13 protein-coding genes, 1 tRNA gene and 1 riboswitch are annotated in these 16,615 nt (G+C 73.4%); of the genes, 5 read left to right on the top strand and 9 right to left on the bottom strand.

From position 1 onward, the window contains the following. Positions 1–48 precede the first annotated feature (48 nt). Complete coding sequence (locus ACIQF6_RS08245; RefSeq protein ID WP_400891584.1) at positions 49–816, top strand: MerR family transcriptional regulator; 768 nt, start codon at positions 49–51, stop codon at positions 814–816. 7 nt (positions 817–823) lie between these two features. Here ACIQF6_RS08245 and ACIQF6_RS08240 read toward each other — a convergent pair whose 3' ends face one another. The 3 genes from ACIQF6_RS08240 to ACIQF6_RS08230 all read right to left on the bottom strand — a co-directional run bounded on the left by ACIQF6_RS08240 (position 824) and on the right by ACIQF6_RS08230 (position 5,209). Next, complete coding sequence (locus ACIQF6_RS08240) at positions 824–1,840, bottom strand: helix-turn-helix domain-containing protein (RefSeq protein ID WP_400891582.1); 1,017 nt, start codon at positions 1,838–1,840, stop codon at positions 824–826. 380 nt (positions 1,841–2,220) lie between these two features. Next, the gene (locus ACIQF6_RS08235) at positions 2,221–3,711 is read right to left on the bottom strand and encodes an aminopeptidase P family protein (RefSeq protein WP_400891579.1); all 1,491 of its coding nucleotides are present in this window, start codon (positions 3,709–3,711) and stop codon (positions 2,221–2,223) included. A 127-nt stretch (positions 3,712–3,838) separates the two neighbouring features. Next, a complete protein-coding gene (locus ACIQF6_RS08230; RefSeq protein WP_400891576.1) occupies positions 3,839–5,209 on the bottom strand; it encodes a PP2C family protein-serine/threonine phosphatase in 1,371 nt (456 codons plus the stop codon). A 353-nt stretch (positions 5,210–5,562) separates the two neighbouring features. Here ACIQF6_RS08230 and ACIQF6_RS08225 point away from each other — a divergent pair, with 353 nt between their 5' ends. Further along, positions 5,563–6,219: a bifunctional DNA primase/polymerase gene (locus ACIQF6_RS08225; RefSeq protein ID WP_400891574.1), complete on the top strand. Its 657-nt coding sequence runs from the start codon at positions 5,563–5,565 to the stop codon at positions 6,217–6,219. Positions 6,220–6,408: 189 nt separating this feature from the next. Here the strand turns inward: ACIQF6_RS08225 and ACIQF6_RS08220 are convergent, their stop codons facing one another. The 4 genes from ACIQF6_RS08220 to ACIQF6_RS08205 form a co-directional block, all read right to left on the bottom strand. Further along, positions 6,409–7,386 carry a DUF5926 family protein gene (locus tag ACIQF6_RS08220; protein ID WP_400891572.1) on the bottom strand — a complete coding sequence of 326 codons (978 nt, stop codon included), beginning with the start codon at positions 7,384–7,386 and terminating at the stop codon, positions 6,409–6,411. Positions 7,387–7,451: 65 nt separating this feature from the next. After that, on the bottom strand, positions 7,452–7,979 hold the full coding sequence (locus ACIQF6_RS08215; protein ID WP_400892195.1) for an ATP-binding protein: 528 nt from the start codon (positions 7,977–7,979) through the stop codon (positions 7,452–7,454). A gap of 250 nt (positions 7,980–8,229) precedes the next feature. Continuing rightward, on the bottom strand, positions 8,230–9,042 hold the full coding sequence (locus ACIQF6_RS08210) for a glycerophosphodiester phosphodiesterase (protein WP_400891570.1): 813 nt from the start codon (positions 9,040–9,042) through the stop codon (positions 8,230–8,232). Between the two features lie 131 nt (positions 9,043–9,173). Next, positions 9,174–10,532, bottom strand: a complete 1,359-nt coding sequence (locus ACIQF6_RS08205; RefSeq protein WP_400891568.1) for a purine-cytosine permease family protein — start codon at positions 10,530–10,532, stop codon at positions 9,174–9,176. Beyond that, positions 10,524–10,671: riboswitch (TPP riboswitch) on the bottom strand. (Overlaps the previous gene by 9 nt.) Positions 10,672–10,913: 242 nt before the next feature. On the opposite strand from ACIQF6_RS08205, the gene ACIQF6_RS08200 reads away from it, so the two are divergent. Both ACIQF6_RS08200 and ACIQF6_RS08195 read left to right on the top strand, forming a co-directional pair. Continuing rightward, a complete protein-coding gene (locus ACIQF6_RS08200) occupies positions 10,914–12,650 on the top strand; it encodes a trypsin-like peptidase domain-containing protein (protein WP_400891566.1) in 1,737 nt (578 codons plus the stop codon). Between the two features lie 62 nt (positions 12,651–12,712). Next, positions 12,713–12,798 (top strand) — tRNA-Ser (locus ACIQF6_RS08195). A gap of 243 nt (positions 12,799–13,041) precedes the next feature. On the opposite strand, the gene ACIQF6_RS08190 is transcribed toward ACIQF6_RS08195, so the two are convergent. Then, on the bottom strand, positions 13,042–13,263 hold the full coding sequence (locus ACIQF6_RS08190; RefSeq protein WP_400891564.1) for a hypothetical protein: 222 nt from the start codon (positions 13,261–13,263) through the stop codon (positions 13,042–13,044). 144 nt (positions 13,264–13,407) lie between these two features. On the opposite strand from ACIQF6_RS08190, the gene ACIQF6_RS08185 reads away from it, so the two are divergent. Next, positions 13,408–14,772: an FAD-binding oxidoreductase gene (locus ACIQF6_RS08185; protein WP_400891562.1), complete on the top strand. Its 1,365-nt coding sequence runs from the start codon at positions 13,408–13,410 to the stop codon at positions 14,770–14,772. 695 nt (positions 14,773–15,467) lie between these two features. Here ACIQF6_RS08185 and ACIQF6_RS08180 read toward each other — a convergent pair. Further along, positions 15,468–16,337 carry an EamA family transporter gene (locus ACIQF6_RS08180; protein WP_400891560.1) on the bottom strand — a complete coding sequence of 290 codons (870 nt, stop codon included), beginning with the start codon at positions 16,335–16,337 and terminating at the stop codon, positions 15,468–15,470. Positions 16,338–16,615: the final 278 nt, after the last annotated feature.

Below are 16,615 nucleotides of genomic sequence, written 5' to 3'. Positions count from 1 at the left end.
GTGAGGCCGGAGGCTGGTGCGCAGCGGGAAGGAAAGGAGACGGACGCGATGAGCGGATTCACCGTGGGGCAGCTCGCCCGGCTCGCCGGAGTGACCGTGCGCACCCTGCACCACTACGACGAGATCGGGCTGCTGTCGCCCGGCGGCCGCACCCCGGCCGGCTACCGGCGGTACAACGACGCCGAGTTGGACCGGTTGCAGCAGATCCTGTTCTATCGCGAACTCGGCTTCCCGCTGGAGGAGATCGCGGCGATCCTGGACGACCGCTCGGTCGGCCCGACCGAGCACCTGCGCCGGCAGCGCGAGCTGATCGGCGACCGGATCAGGAAGTTGGAGGACCTCGCCGCGGCAGTCGAACGAGCGATGGAGGCAAGGACGTTGGGAATTCAGCTGACCCCCGAGGAGAAGTTCGAGGTGTTCGGCAAGGACTACCAGGAGAACTGGGAGACCGAGGCCGAGCAGCGCTGGGGCGACACCGACGCCTGGAAGGAGTCCCAGCAGAAGACCTCGAAGTACACCAAGGCGGACTGGGAGCGGATCAAGGAGGAGACCGACGCCATCAACGACGCGCTGGTGGCGGCGTTCACGGCCGGCGCGGCCCCCGACAGCCCGGAGGCGATGGACGCCGCCGAGCAGCACCGGGCGCACATCGGCCTGAACTTCTACGAATGCGCCCCGCAGATGCACCGCTGCCTCGGCGACATGTACGTCGCCGACCTGCGGTTCACCGCCACCTACGAGCAGCTCGCCCCGGGCCTCGCCGGGTGGCTGCGGGACGCGATCCACGCCAACGCGGACCGGCAGGAGCAGATCTGACGGCTGGTCAGGCGGCGGGTCCGAAGGTGCGCCGGTAGGCGGTGGGCGAGGTGCGCATGGTGCGGCCGAAGTGGTGGCGGAACGTCGCCGCCGACTCGAAGCCCACCGCCGCGGCGATCTCCTCGACACTGCCTTCCGGCGACTCCAGCAGCGGCAGGCTGGCCGCGATCCGCTGGATCGCCACCCACCGCATCGGGCTGACCCCGTTGCGGGCGGTGAAGTGCCGCAGGTACGAGCGGTCGGACATGTCGGCCGCCCGGGCCAGCAGCGGCACGGTCAGCGGCCGGGCGAGGTGGTCCAGCGCCCAGCGCATCGACCGGGCCACCCCGTCCTCGGGTTCGTCCACCGGGCGCACCGCCGCCTCGACGTACTGGGCCTGCCCGCCGTCCCGGTGCGGCGGGGCGACGAAGCGGCGGGCGACGGTGTTGGCGACCTTGGCGCCGTGGTCCTGACGGACCAGGTGCAGGCACAGGTCGATGCCGGCGGCGCTGCCGGCGCTGGTCAGCACCTGGCCGTTGTCCACGTACAGCACGTCCGGGTCGACCTGGACCAGCGGGTGGCGGCGGCGGAGTTCCTCCGCCCACCGCCAGTGCGTGGTGGCGGGCAGGCCGTCGAGCAGGCCGGCGGCGGCCAGTGCGAAGGCGCCGGAGCAGATCGACACCACCCGGGCGCCGCGGGCGTGCGCGGTGCGCAGCGCGGCGACCACGGCGGGCGGCGCCTGGCCGTACGGGTCGGGCACCCCGACCACCACGGCGGTGTCGGCGGCGGCGAGCTCCTCCAGGCCGTGACGGGGCGTCAGGGTGAAGCCGCCGACCGCCTCCAGCGGGTGTCCGGGCCGTTCCGCGCACACCCGCACGTCGTACCAGGGGGCGGCCAGCAGTCCGGCGAGTTCGGGCCGGGCGAGGGCGAACACCTCGACCACGACGCCGAGTTCGAACGGGGCCATGCCCGTGAAGGCGTACACGGCGACGGTGTGGACGGGCGCCGGGCGCTTTCCGATGGCGACGGGCACGGGCTCGGCCATGGGGTGCTCCAGGTGCGGCCGGTGGCGGGTTCGCGGCGAGTGTAGCGGCCCGCCCCGCCGTCGTGCCGCGCGCCGGGCCGGGGCGGACCGGGTGCTTACGGGCGGCGGCGCAGGCTGATCGGACCGGGGCGGAAAACCTTTGGAACTGAGCCGCAACCGCCCGGGAGGATGGGTGCGTTATCACGTGGGGGCGGCGGCGGCGCCTCCCGCGGACATCCACCACACCCTTTTCCGGAGAGCAGCCATGTTCACACCCAGCCGTGCCCGTTTCGAGAAGATTGTCGTGATCGTCGCCGCCCGTTCCGGGTGGGGTCGACGGCACTGAGCGCGCCGAAGCCCCCGCCGGCGGACCGGACGGGGGCTTCGGGGCGAGCGCCGGGTCAGCCGTTCAGCGAGGCCATCCAGGCCTCCACCTCGTCGGCCTGCCGCGGCAGACCCGCCGAGAGGTTCTCGTTGCCGTCGGCGGTGACCAGGATGTCGTCCTCGATCCGGACGCCGATGCCGCGGTACTCCTCGGGGACAGTCAGGTCGTCGGCCTGGAAGTACAGGCCGGGCTCCACGGTCAGCACCACACCGGGCTCCAGCACCGCGTCCACGTAGTTCTCGCGGCGGGCGTGCGCGCAGTCGTGGACGTCCAGGCCGAGCATGTGGCCGGTGCCGTGCAGGGTCCAGCGGCGCTGCAGGCCGAGCTCCAGGACCTTCTCCACGTCGTACACCGAGGCGTCGATCAGGCCCCACTCCAGCAGGCGCTCGGCGAGCACCCGCTGCGCGGCGTCGTGGAAGTCGCGGAACTTCCCGCCGGGCTTGACCGCGGCGATGCCCGCCTCCTGGGCGTCGTACACCGCGTCGTAGATCTTGCGCTGCAGCGGGGTGAAGCTGCCGTTGATCGGCAGCGTGCGGGTGACGTCGGCGGTGTAGAGGGTGGTGGTCTCCACGCCGGCGTCCAGCAGCAGCAGCTCGCCGGGGCGGACGTCGCCGTCGTTGCGCACCCAGTGCAGGGTGGTGGCGTGCGGGCCGGCCGCGGCGATGGTGCCGTAGCCGACGTCGTTGCCCTCGACCCGGGCGCGGCGCCAGAAGGTGCCCTCGATCCAGCGCTCGGAGGTGGCGACGGCCAGGCCGAGCTCGCGCACCACGTCGGTGAAGCCGTTGACGGTCGAGTTGCAGGCGGCACGCAGCTCGCCGATCTCCCACTCGTCCTTGACCAGGCGCAGCCCGGACAGGAACACCGTCAGCTCGTCGTCCTTCTCCGCGTCGAGCTGCTCGGCGAGGGCGGCCTCCAGGCCGGCGTCGTAGCCGCGCACCAGGCGGGTCGGGACGGTGGCGGCGGCCAGCTCCTCGGCGGCCTTGCGGACGTCCCGCACCGGCAGGCCGTACAGCTGCTCGGCCTCGGCGTGGGAGTTGCGGCGGCCGACCCACAGCTCGCCCTGGCCGCTGAGCCAGAACTCGCCGTTCTCCCGGTCGGAGCGCGGCAGCAGGTAGAGCACGAACTCGTGGCCGCCCTCGACCGGCTCGCCGACCAGCACCGCGTCCTCGGTCTGGTTGCCGGTCAGGTGCACGTACTCGCTGGCGGCGCGGAACGCGTACTCGGTGTCGTTGGCGCGGGTGCGCAGGTTGCCCGCCGGGACGACCAGCCGCTCGCCGGGGAAGGCGGCGGACAGCTTGGCGCGGCGCTCGGCCGCGTAGGGCGCCTGGGCGACCGGCTGCAGGCCGTGCAGCTCGGTGTCGGCCCAGCCGGAGCGCATGGACTCGGCGAGTTCGTCGGAGATGTCGCCGTACAGGCCGTTCTTGCGGCTCTTGATCGGCTCGTCCTCCTCGCCGTCGGCGGACCCCTCGGGGTTCTCGGACACCGCCGGGCTGCGGTCCTCGGTCACGTACGTCGCCTCCTTGCGCGTGGTACCGCCCCGCACTCCCCGGGTCGCGGGGCGCGAGGGCGGACGTCGCCCCCATGGTACGTAGGGCCGTTCGAGTGAAGAAAGACCGTTCGGGGAGCGGACCGGGTCACTCGAAGCGCGCCGCCAGCAGCACCAGGTCGTCCTTGCCCGGGCCCTCGCCGCCGGCCTCGGCCAGCAGGTGGTCGCAGAGCCGCTCCGGATCCAGCCGGACGTCCCGCGGGGCGTCCGCGGCGACCCGGCGCAGCGCGCTCTGCCCGGAGTGCAGGCCGGCCCCGAACCGGCGGGCCAGGCCCTCGGTGTACAGCACCAGCACGTCGCCGCGCTCCGCGGTGAGCTCCACCCCGGGCGCCTCCCAGCAGCTGAGCATGCCCAGCGGCGCGGACAGCGAGGTCTCCACGAAGTTCGCCCCGTACCGGGTGAGCAGCACCGGCGGGCAGTTCGCCGCCCCGGCCAGCGCGATCCGGCGCTCGACCGGGTCGACGTTGGCGTACACGGCGGTCGCCGAGAGGGTCGGCTCGGTGGTCTTCAGCAGCAGCTCCAGGTCGCCGAGCACGGAGACCGGGTCCTCGCCCTCCAGCACCGCGTACGCGCGCAGCGCCGCCCGCACCCGGCCCATCGCGGCGGCGGCGCAGGCGCCCGCGCCCGGACCGGCGCCGGGGCCGCCGCCGAGCACGCTGCCCACGGTCAGCGCCAGGGTGTCGTCCGGCAGCCCGATCGCGTCGTACCAGTCGCTGCCCGCGGCGTGCTCCAGCGCGGCGGGCACGCAGCGGGCGGCGATCCGCAGGCCGGGCCGGGCGGGCAGGTGGTCGGGCAGCAGCGAGCGGCGCAGCGCGGCGGTGGCGCGCACCGCCCGGTCGGCCTCCAGCTGGCGGGCCAGCAGCGGGGCGGCGAACTCGCAGTAGCGGCGCGCCAGGTGCTCGCGGCGCTCGTCGGGGCGGCCCGGCTCGTCGTAGAACCAGGCCGCGGCGCCGAGCGGGCCCTCGCGGTCGGTGGCCAGCGGCAGTGCGTAGCAGGCGCCGAGGCCGAGTTGGGCGGCGATCTCGCGGAACCGGGGGCCCACCGACGGGTCGGTGGCCAGGTCGGAGATCAGCAGCCGGCCGGTGGCGCCGGGCAGGCTGAGCAGGTCGGCGAACGGGCCGTGCTCGGCCGGGACGGTCTCCAGCGAGCCGAGCGTCGCCGGGTCCAGGCCGAGGCCGACCGGCCTGGCCAGGGTGCGGGCCGGTCCGGGCCGCAGGGTGACCACCAGGCCGCGGCGGGCGCCGAGCAGCGCCGCGCCGGAGTCCAGCAGCGCGTCCAGGGCGCCGGCCAGTCCGTCGGCCCTGGCCAGCAGCTCCAGGTGCTCCTGGAGGCTGGTGAAATCGGACAGCCATCCGGCCAAACGGTCCTGCAGATCCGCCGACGGCACCTCGCCGAGTTCCGGCAGCAGCGCCGGCCCGGACCTCAGGACCTCGGCCGCCAGCGGCTGGACGTCGGTCATGTCGCAACTCCCCACAATCCGGAACGTGTCACGCAGGACCCCCGAGACCGACCGAAAACGATGTCTTTACTCACTACTCGGCACGATTCCCCCACTTGTACACAGGCCGATCGGGGCATGTCCAGGAGAGCGGCGGGCAGAACGTGCCAGGGATCGTACGGCGAGGCCTCGCAGGTGCCACCCGGGGCGCCGGGCACTCACTCGTACGGTGGAACCGGTGTCGGCCGACCCGCGTCCATCCGGACGTATGGGGGATTCTCGTTCCAGCGGCGCAGCGTGGGCCCGGCCGACGTGCACACGCACCGCCCGCACCCCCGGCCCAGGCCGACCGACGCGGAGAGGAACGAGCCGCCATGCGCCGACACCGCCGAGAGCAGCTGACCGAGCGGGTCGCCCAGTGGTGGCCGGGCCGCCGGGGCCGGACGCTGGCGCTGGCCGCCGCCCTGCAGGCCGCCGTCGGCTGCGGCTGGCCGGTGGTGCCCGGGGCGCGGGCGCTGCGCGGGCCGGCCTGCTCGTGCCCGGACCGGCTCTGCCCGACGCCCGGCGCGCATCCGTGCGACCCGCCGCTGGAGGCGGCCACCACCGATCCGCGGATGGTCCGGCACTGGTGGGAGCGGCGGGCGCCCGGCGCGCCGGTGCTGGCGGCGACCGGCCGGGCGCTGTGCGCGGTGAGCCTGCCCCGCCCGGCCGGGCCGTGGCTGCTGCGGCACTTGGACGAGATCGGCGTCCCGTACGGTCCGGTGCTCGAAACGCCGGGCCGGTTCGTGCTGCTGACCGCGCCCTACACGCTGCCGGAGCTCGGCGCGCTGCTCTCCGAACGGCCTTGGGTGCCGGGCGTGTTGCGCTACCACGGGGCGGGCGGCTACCTGGTGCTGCCGCCGTCGCGGACCGGCGCCGGTGCGGTGCACTGGGTGCGTCGTCCGGGCCCCGGCCGGCCCTGGCTGCCCGAGGTCGGCACGCTGCTGGGCGGGCTGATCACCGCCAGTGCCGTCACGCTGCCGTACTGCTGACTGATCGTCAGTCTCCGTGCGCCACAGGCCCGGAGACAGAAAAGGCCCGACCGCTGGCGACGGGGGATGCACCAGCGGTCGGACTGTTCAAACAGTAACAAAGATCCGGCTCCGCGCCAATTTGTCCACGCCGAAAGGCCCTTGGGATTTTCGGCGGTCGGACGCGAATGTGACGCCGGTCACCTTCGACTAGTTGAGGGTGATCTGACGGTTCACCAGGTTGGCGCGGGCGCGGCGCTCCTCGGCGGTCAGCGGCGCGGGCGCGGCCAGCACCTCGGCGAGCCGCGCGGCGAACTCCACGGCCGGCTTCTCCACCTCGGCGGCGGTCATCTCCACCGGCAGGTCCCACACCGGCACGGTCAGGCCGTGCGCCCGGAACGAGCCGACCAGCTTGGTGTCCTCGCCCAGCGAGCTCTCGCCGGCCGCGGTCAGCCGGGCCAGCGCGTCCAGCAGCTGCTCCTCCGGCACCGTCATCACCCAGCGCAGGTGGTTCTTGTCCGGCGTGCCGCACCAGTACGCGGAGTCCACCCCGGCCAGCTTCTCGGTCGGGATCGCCGACGCGTTCGCCCGCTCCAGCGAGGCCGCCACCTCGCCGGTGGCCGACTCGGCGTCCTCCAGCCAGAACTCGAAGCCGGTGTGCACGTCCGGCACGAACTCGGCCGTGGTGTCCAGCAGTTCCTGCAGGCGACGGGCGCCCGGGTCGGTCCGGCGGGCCGGCACCGGGGTACCCGGCTCGGTGGCCAGCGCCAGCTCCAGCGCGTCCGCCAGGTCACGGCTCAGGTCGCCCGAGGACGACTGGGTCTGCAGGCCCAGCAGGATCGAGCCGTCCGAGCGGCGCAGCGCCGGCCAGGCCAGCGGCAGCACCGTCGCCAGCGTCACCGACGGCACCTCGCCGACGGCGCCCTCGACCACCCCGGCGGCCAGCTTCAGCGGCACCGTGGCGGCCGGCACCAGCTCGCGCAGCGCCACCCAGTCCGCCTCGCCCGGCAGGCCCTCGAACGGCCGGTGCACCAACTCCTGCACCGCGTGCGCCGCCTGACGGCCGTGGCAGGCCTTGTACCGGCGGCCCGAACCGCACGGGCACGCCTCGCGCGCTCCGACGACCGGGATCTCGCCCTCGACGACGGTGGACTGGCTGGGCTGCTTCTTCGCGGCCTTCTTGGCCATGGTGCGGCTCTCCCGGGGACGTCGGACTTTGCACCGCGCAGCCTACTTCGCCCGCGCCGCCACGTTCAGGCGCTGCGCCGCTCCTCGCCGCCCGCCACCTGCTCGAACGCCGGCAGCTCCGCCCACACCGTCACCTGACCGGGTGCGTGCCGCACGCCCCAGTCCTTCGCCAGCTTCCCGACGATGCTCAGCCCCCGGCCGCCGTGCGCCGACAGCGAAGGACTGGCCGGCACCGGCCGGGTGGTGGCCCCGCCGTCCGTCACCTCCAAGGTCAGCAGACCGTCCCCGCGCATCCGCCAACTCACCAGCACCGTACCGATCTCCGCATCGTCGTCGACGTGCGGGCGACGGCCGTCGGGTCTGTCGGAGGGATCCGGATCTTCGGCCGGCAGCGGCCTGGCATGACGACAGGAATTGCTGAGCAGTTCGGAGAGGATCAACACCGCGTCGTCAATCACCGTGTCCGGTATCGAGCGATCTCCGAGATCGCTGCGCAGCCTCCGCCGCGCGGTCGAGACACTGGCCGGACCGTGCGGAACGGCCATGGCCGATGTGGTCGACCCGGCCTGAACTGGCACAGCTCGCGCCACCATCAACGCCACCCCCGGACCTCCTTCAGCTTCTGCCGAGGGATGGATGCCCGCCGTTAATGCATCGGAAACGGGCGTTCGACGATCCGATCGCGGCATTAACGGGATCCGGACGGCAGATGGGCAAAAGGTGAGGAGCGTCTCACGTTCTGTCCCGTCCGGGGGCTTGTCCGAATGGCCAACGGGAAATACCCCGTTCGGTATTTATGTCACGCCAATGGGGCCCGCGTGCCATCCGCCCGCACGGCCGCGCTCAGCGGCCCAACTGGGCCAGCACGTCCGCCGGACGGTTGGTGATCAGCGCCTCCACGCCCAGTTCCAGGCAGAGTTCGACGTCCTCGGGGCGGTCCACCGTCCACACGTGCACCCGGTGGCCGGCCCGGCGCAGCGCCCGGATCAGCTCCGGGTCGCGGCGCACCAGCGAGATGCCCGGGCCGGCGATCGACGCCCCGCCCGGCAGCGCCCGGGTGCGGCCCAGCAGCGGCACCGCGCGCTCCCACAGGTACACCCGGGGCACCGCCGGGGCGGCCTTGCGGACCCGGTGCAGAGCAAGCTCGGAGAAGCTCATCACCCGCACCGCGGACTCCTCCGGCGTGGCCGGCAGCAGACCGAACCGGCCCAGCATCCGCAGCAGTTCGGACTCCACCCGGCCCGCGTACCGCACCGGGTGCTTGGTCTCGATCGCCAGCTCCACCCGGCGCCCGCTGTCCGCGACCAGCTCCAGCAGCCGCTCCAGGGTCAGCACCGAACTGCGCTGCGGCTGCTCCGGGTGCTTCCACGACCCGAAGTCCAGCTCGGACAGCTGCGCCAGCGTCATCGTCGACACCACGCCCTGCCCGTCGGAGGTGCGGCTCACCGTACGGTCGTGCAGACACACCAACTGCCCGTCGGCGGTGACCCGGACGTCGCACTCCAGCCCGTCCGCGCCCTCCTCCAGCGCCCGGCGGTACGCCTCCTCGGTGTGCTCCGGGAGAGCCGCGGACGACCCTCGGTGGGCGATCACCTTGACCGCCGAGCGGTCGATCGGAGCGGGGAGCGGGGCCGAAGCGCTGTGCTGGGTGTTCACGTCAATCAGCCTACGCGGCGCCGGGCCACGGGCAGCTTCCGGGACGGCGACACCGAGGTGAACAGCCGGGGCCCGCCGTCGAACCCCGAGCGGCACGGGTTCGACGGCGGGCCCCGGACCTTGACCCGGCGTCAGCCCCTGCGGCGCTCCACGGCCGCCACCGCGCCGGTCGCCGCGGCCGCCACCAGGAACGAGAACAGCGAGGCCGAACTCCACGCCTGCGGGGTGAAGTGCACCGCCTCCTGCGCCTTCGTCCACAGGTCGGTCCACCAGCCGGCCACCGCCGTCGGCGCCAGGAACTGGTACACCGCGAAGCCCAGCACCCACGGCAGCAGCATCACCCAGCGCGCCGGGGCGTCCTGCGTCAGGTTCCAGCCGCGCCGGCCCGCGCCGAGGAAGTAGTCCACCGCCAGCACCGCGAACAGCGGCACGAACACCGACCCGATCAGGCCGAGGAAGGAGTAGTACGACTCGGTGAACTCCTTGATCCGCAGCGCCAGTACCGTCACCAGCACGCCGATGCCGCCGGTCAGCAGCCGCCGGTCCACCTTCGGCCACAGGTTGTGGATCGACATCGCCGTGGAGTACACGTTCGCGAACGACTGGTCCGCCTCGCGCAGCACCAGCACCAGCAGGAACGCCCAGCCCGCGGCCACGCCGGTGAACGAGCCGAGGATCCGGTCCGGGTCGCCGCCGGACTGCAGCAGCGCCACCACGCCCAGCACGTAGCACCACACCTGGGCCACCGTGTAGCCGGAGAACGTCCCCCAGAACGCGCCCGCCGAGGTGCGCGCGTGCCGGGTGTAGTCGGCGGCCAGCGGCACGAACGAGATCGACACCGCGATCACCGCGTCCGTCGCCGACAGGAAGCCGTCCCAGTTGCCCGCGCCCGGGTCCGGGAAGCCCTGCCGGGCGAACTGCACCGTGAAGTACACCATCGCCACACCGACCGCGACGGCCACGTACTTGCGCAGCACCGCGATCGCGCCCAGCGGCCAGATCGTCAGCACCGTCGTCAGCGCGCCCGCCAGCAACACGAACAGCCAGCGCCAGCCCTCGGTGCCGGCCACCGTCTGGGCGCCCCAGGCGATCACCGTCAGCTCGTACACGCCCCAGCCGACGCACTGCAGGATGTTCAGCACCGTCGGCACGTACGACAGCCGGGTGCCGAACAGGCCCCGCAGCACCGCCATCGCCGGGGCTCCCGTGCGCGCGCCCACCAGCGCGGCCACCGCCAGCATCGCGGTGCCGATCGCGGTACCCGCCACGATCGCCGTCACCGCCGCGGTGAACCCCAGCTCGTGGCCCTGCCGACCGAGCACCGTCGCGGCGCTGGTGAAGCCGATCAGGCTCACCCCGAGGTTGGCCCACAGCGCGAACAGCGCCCGGAAGTCCAGGGTGCGCGGCGGCGCCGTGTCGAGGGTCAGCGGGGCCTCGGCCCGCGCGGCCGTCTCAAGATCGGAAATTGGGGCAGACGGAACAGCCGTCATGGCCGATACTCCCTACGCCGGCATTACCCGGACAGGTTCGGCGGTCAGCGCCCCCTCGACCGGGTGGCGTCACCGCCATGCCCTACGGTCGAACCGGCGCACTCTCAGCCTGGCTGGCCCAAGCTCCCGCGACGTTCTTCGGTTTACAGGAGCGACAGGCTAGCCTCCGGGCTGAGGAACGCCAAGGCCGGGGGGATCGGCGTCCGCACCGCAGGACCCATGATGTGCATGTCAGTGAGGCCTAAGGCTTCTCATGATTTCTTCAGGGGCCCGCTTACGGTGTCCGAATCCGGCATAGGAAAAACTGTGCCCCGAGGTTGTGGCCGCGCCGCCCGCGCGACGGACCGCAGCCCAAGGTTCTGTCAGCGATGGAGGTCGTCCGTGAGCACCGAGCACGCGAGTGGTACCACCCCGCCGGAGAAGGCCCCCGAGGCCGCCGGCACCGAGGCGGCCTCCGCCGGCTCCGGGACGCCCGCGCCCGCTCCCGCCTACCTCGACGCGCCGCCGCCGGTGCTGCCGGACGCGCCGGCCGCCGACCGGACCATGCAGCTCGGGAAGGTGACCGACGCGCCGGTCGCGGACGGGACGATCCAGCTCGGGAAGGTGCCCGAGGCACCGGCCGCGCCGCCCGCCCCTTCGACGGATGCGCCGCCGCCGTTCCACAACCCGTACGGCAGCGTCGGCGAGCCGACCAGCCCCTACGCGCGGCCCGTCGCCGACGCGCCGACCGCCGTCGCCCCGGCCGTGCCGCCGCTCGCGGTCGCCCCGGCCGTGCCGCCGACCGCCCAGGACGCGCCGGGTGCGCCCGGTGCGCCCGGTGCGCCCGGCACCCCGGGGGCGCCCGGCGTTCCCGGCGAGCCGCAGCACCCGTTCGGGGCCGGCCACCCGGTGGGCGGCTGGGGTCACCCGTCCGGCGGTGCCGGCGGCTTCGGCGGGCCGGGTGAGCCGGGCTCGCCGTGGGCCACCCCGCAGCCCGCCCCGGGCGGCTCCGGCAAGGGCAAGCGCGGCGCGCTGGTCGCGCTGGTCGCGGCGGTCGCCCTGGTGGCCGGCCTGGTCGGCGGCGCGATCGGCGCGTCCGTCTCCGACAAGAACGGCAGCGGCGGCAGCGGCGCCAGCCACAGCAGCACCACCGTCACCGTCGGCAACACCCACCAGACCCTGGACCGGGCCCCCGAGTCCGTCGCCGGGATCGCCGCCAAGGCGCTGCCGTCCACCGTCACCATCAAGGCCTCCGGCTCCAGCGAGTCCGGCACCGGCACCGGGTTCGTCTTCGACACCGAGGGCCACATCCTGACCAACAACCACGTGGTCGCGCCCGCCGCCAACGGCGGCAAGCTCAGCGTCAAGTTCTCCGACGGCTCCTCCTACACCGCATCCGTGGTCGGCCGCGCCCAGGGCTACGACGTCGCGGTGATCCGCCTCGACAACCCGCCCAAGGACAAGCTCGTCCCGCTGCCGCTCGGCGACTCCGACAAGGTCGCCATCGGCGACGCCACCATCGCCATCGGCGCGCCCTACGGCCTCGAAGGCACCGTCACCACCGGCATCATCTCCGCCAAGGACCGCCCGGTGGCCTCCGGCGACGAGACCGGCGCGCAGAACTCGTACATGAACGCCCTGCAGACCGACGCCTCGATCAACCCCGGCAACTCCGGCGGCCCGCTGCTGGACGGCTCCGGCTCGGTCATCGGCATCAACTCGGCGATCCAGTCCAACACCAGCGGCAACGGCCGGGCCGGCTCCATCGGCCTCGGCTTCGCCATCCCGATCAACCAGGCCAAGTGGGTCGCCCAGACCCTGATCAAGGACGGCACCCCCGTCTACGCGATCCTCGGCGTCGTGCGCAACGACGACTACCGCGGCGACGGTGCCCAGATCGCCACCGGCCCCGTCCGCGACGCCCCCGCCGTCACCCCCGGCGGCCCCGCCGACCAGGCCGGCCTGAAGGCCGGCGACGTCATCACCAAGCTCGGCGGCCTCGCCATCGACAGCGGCCCCACCCTGGTCTCCGAGATCTGGACCCACAAGCCCGGCGAAAAGGTCGAGGTCGAATACACCCGCGACGGCAAGACCGCCAAGACCGTCGTCACCCTCGGCGAACGCAAGGGCGACAACTGACCCACCCCACCAAAACGGTGTGCACCGAACCCGCCCCGACCCGTTAGGCTGGCCTCCACCGAGGAGGGTTGCCCGAGCGGCCTAAGGGACCAGTCTTGAAAACTGTAGTGGCTTCGCGCCACCGTGGGTTCAAATCCCACACCCTCCGCCGCCGACAACGGCCCCCGACCCCACTTGCGGTCGGGGGCCGTTCGGCGTCCCGGGGGTGACGGAGCATCAGAGGAGGCCGGTGCCGTCAGCACCTCGGTGAAGATCTGCGGTTCTTCGCCCCGGACCGTTTCGGTCCGCGCCGGTCGGGCCGAGTCGAGCGACTCCAGGGACGGGTACCGCCTGCCGTCGTGGTCGTCCGCCGTGCCGTGCCCCGGCGCGGACAGCCCGAACCGACGGGCCGTCAGAACAGTGTCGGCGGCCCCTCGCCGATGGGCAGGCCGGGGAGCGCGTCCTGCCACAGTGCGGCGTCGGAGAGCGGGAGTTGGCGCATGCTGCCGTCGCACAGCACCAGCGAGCGGCGGTCGCGCTTGTGGTCGTGGATGACGCCGTAGCCGGTGCGACGGGTGGGCATCAGGGCGACCGGGCGGCCGCAGGCGGGGCACGGGACACGGGGAACGCGCATGGGTACAGGGTGCCCGAGCCGACCGACAGCCCGACAGCCCGCGGCTCGACAGCCCCGTCGCCCCGCAGCCCCGACTGCGGGCGGGGACGCTTGCCCGGGGCGGGGTGGGGGAGGAGAGTGCGGGCGGGACGAGTGGAGGTTGTCGTGGGTGAGTTGGTCGAGCGGCTGCGCGCGGGACTGCCGGACGGCGCCGTCGCGGTGGATCCGGACGTCACGGGCGCGTACGCCCGCGACATGGCGGGTTTCTGCGACGCGGGTGAGCCCGCGGTGCTGGTCTTCCCGGAGACGGTCGAACAGGTGCAGCACGTGATGCGCACCGCGACCGAACTGCGGATCCCGGTGGTGCCGCAGGGCGCGCGCACCGGACTGTCCGGCGGTGCGAACGCGGTCGACGGCTGCATCCTGCTCTCGCTGACCCGGATGAACCGGATCCTGCACCTCGACCCGGTCGAGCGGATCGCGATCGTGCAGCCCGGCGTCGTCAACGCGGACCTGTCCCGGGCCGCCGAGGCCCGGCAACTGGCCTACCCGCCGGACCCGTCGAGCTGGGAGTCCTGCACCATCGGCGGCAACATCGGCACCGGCGCCGGCGGCCTGTGCTGCGTGAAGTACGGCGTGACCAGCGAGTACGTGCTCGGCCTGGACGTGGTGCTGGCCGACGGCCGACTGCTGCGCACCGGACGGCGCACCGCCAAGGGCGTGGCCGGCTACGACCTGACCCGGCTGCTGGTCGGCTCCGAGGGCACCCTCGGCGTGGTGGTCGAGGCGGTGCTCGCGCTGCGCCCCGCGCCCGGCCCGCAGCTGGTGCTGGCGGCGGAGTTCGACTCGGTGGACGCCGCCGGGCAGGCCGTGTGCGACGTGATGGCCGCCGGGTTCACGCCTTCGCTGATGGAGCTGATGGACGCCACCACCGTCCGCGCGGTCAACGAGATGACGCAGATGGGGCTGCCGGAGTCCACCCGGGCGCTGCTGCTGGTCGCCTTCGACGGCCCGGACCGGCGTGAGCGGCTGGCCGCGGTCGGCGAGCTGTGCACGGCCGCCGGGGCCACCGAGGTGGTGCCGGCCGAGGACCGGGCGGAGTCCGAACTGCTGCTCCAGGCCCGCCGGTCGGCGCTGCCCGCGCTGGAGCGGATGGGCACCACGATGATCGACGACGTGGCGGTGCCGCGCAGCGCGCTGGCGGCCATGCTGAACGGCACCGCGGAGATCGCCGAGCGGCACCGGCTGACCATCGGCGTGGTCTCGCACGCCGGCGACGGCAACACCCACCCGGTGGTGATCTTCGACGCCCGGGATCCGGAGCAGGTGGAGCGGGCCCGGATCTCCTTCGACGAGATCATGGCGCTCGGCCTGGAGCTGGGCGGCACGGTGACGGGCGAGCACGGCATCGGGCTGCTGAAGCGCGAGTGGCTGGCCCGGGAGCTGGGGTCGGTGGGGCTGGAGCTGCAGCGGCAGATCAAGGCGGTCTTCGACCCGCTGGGCCTGCTCAACCCGGGAAAGATGATCTGAGGATCCTTCTGGATTCGGATCCGATTTCCCTGGAATTCGGCTGCGGCGACGACCCCGGTGGAATATCGACATTTAACGGTCACCGCACCGTCCCGGGGCGTGGACGTTCCCCTCGTGCGCCCCGGCGGGGGCGCGACTCGCCGGAAATCGGCGGCCCGCACCCCGGCCGAGAAGGGGGTCGAGAGCCGCCGTACAGGGAGTAAAAGGCCAGCTCGGGGGAGGTGCAGCCGGGATCCGGGGGCCTTGTGCAGGGGCATGCGCCAGGGGCTTCGGATCACACTGATGAGGGAAAAGGCCCAACGGTGCTGGTGCTTTGTCGATTTGTTGCGGAATTCTGGTTCCAGGAAGTGAACGGCAGCGATTCGCGGTCGCCGGCAGTTCCGGAGCGACCGCGGCCATCGGCAGCACGGAGGAATCCATGACGCACTTACGCACCACCCGCCCGGCCGCAGGCCACGGCCCGATCGGCGGTGCGGTCTCCGACGCCGGCACCGCCCTCGCGCCGGTCCATCGCCACTGACCTCCCGGCGGGAGGTGCGGACGGGCCGGCGGGGGCGCCGGACCGGCCGGGGCACGTACCGCCGGAGCACCCGGGAGTGGAGAGGGTCACCCGCCTCGGGGCGCACAGACGAACAGGAAACCCCTCGGGGGCGCGGCAGTCGCCGCGCCCCCGAGGGGTTTCCGGAAGAGCGCGCCTAGCGCCGGGCGGTGAGGGTGGCCCCGACGCTGGCGGCGACCACGCAGCAGATGCCGACCAGCTGCGGCAGGCCCAGCACCTGGCCGAGCACCAGCAGTCCGACCAGTGCGCTGACCGCCGGATCCAGGCTGACGATCACGCTGAACACCCGCTGGGACATCCGGCGCAGCGCGACCATCTCCAGCGCGTACGGCAGCACCGGGAAGAGCAGTGCGACACCCGCGACGGCGAGCAGGATCAGGGCGGGGGAGGAGGCGCCGGACAGGCCGTGCAGCGCCTCCGCGGCGCCGAACGGCGCGAGCACCACCATGCCGACGGTGAACGAGACCGCGAGGCCCTCGAAGCCGCGGAACGCCGCGCCGACCTTGTCGGTGAACAGGATGTAGCCGGAGTAGCAGGCCGCCGCCCCGAAGGCGCAGGCCAGGCCGACCGGGTCCAGGCGGGAGCCGGCCTCGCCGTGCCCGAACAGGGTGAGCAGCACCACGCCGCCGGCGGCGAGCATCGCCCACAGCACGTGTCCGGCGCGGCGGGCGAAGACCAGGGCGACGGCGAGCGGGCCGAGGAACTCGATGGTGGCGGCGGTGCCCATCGGCAGCCGGTCGACGGCCGCGGCGAACAGCAGCGTCATGCCGGCGGACGCGACGCCGAGCAGCCCGGCCATCGCCAGGTCGCGCGGGCTGCGGCCGCGCAGCCGGGGGCGGGTGAAGGCGAGCAGGACGACGGCGGCGAAGGAGATCCGCAGGAAGGTCGCGCCGGCCACCCCCAGCACCCCGAACAGCGGCTTGGACGCCGCCACGCCGAGCTGCACGGCGACCATCGAGACCACGCACAGCACCGGTGCCGGGATGCCGCTCAGCTGTCGTCGCATTCCACTGGCCCGCGCTCGACCGGAGCTGCCTTCAACCTTGGAAACCGAGGCGATGGCCGGGAGTTCAGTGGTGCTTTCAACGGTGAGGGAGGTTCCTGGCATGAGATCGAGTGTCTCGTAAGGAGTGCTTTTGGTCAAAGACGGTTACCACCCGCGGGACGGCGGGGTGCGATCGTGGGAACAGCGGTGGAACCCCGGATTCCGAACACGCCGCGGACCCGGGCGGACACGGGCGGAGACGGACGGCCGCGCAGGTGGGCGGCCTCGGTCTCATCTCG

Origin of the sequence: Kitasatospora sp. NPDC092948, assembly GCF_044754805.1 — a bacterium.
GTDB lineage: Bacteria > Actinomycetota > Actinomycetes > Streptomycetales > Streptomycetaceae > Kitasatospora.
The sequence above is the reverse complement of the archived record's forward strand: the minus strand, read 5'-3'. Positions and strand labels throughout refer to the sequence as shown.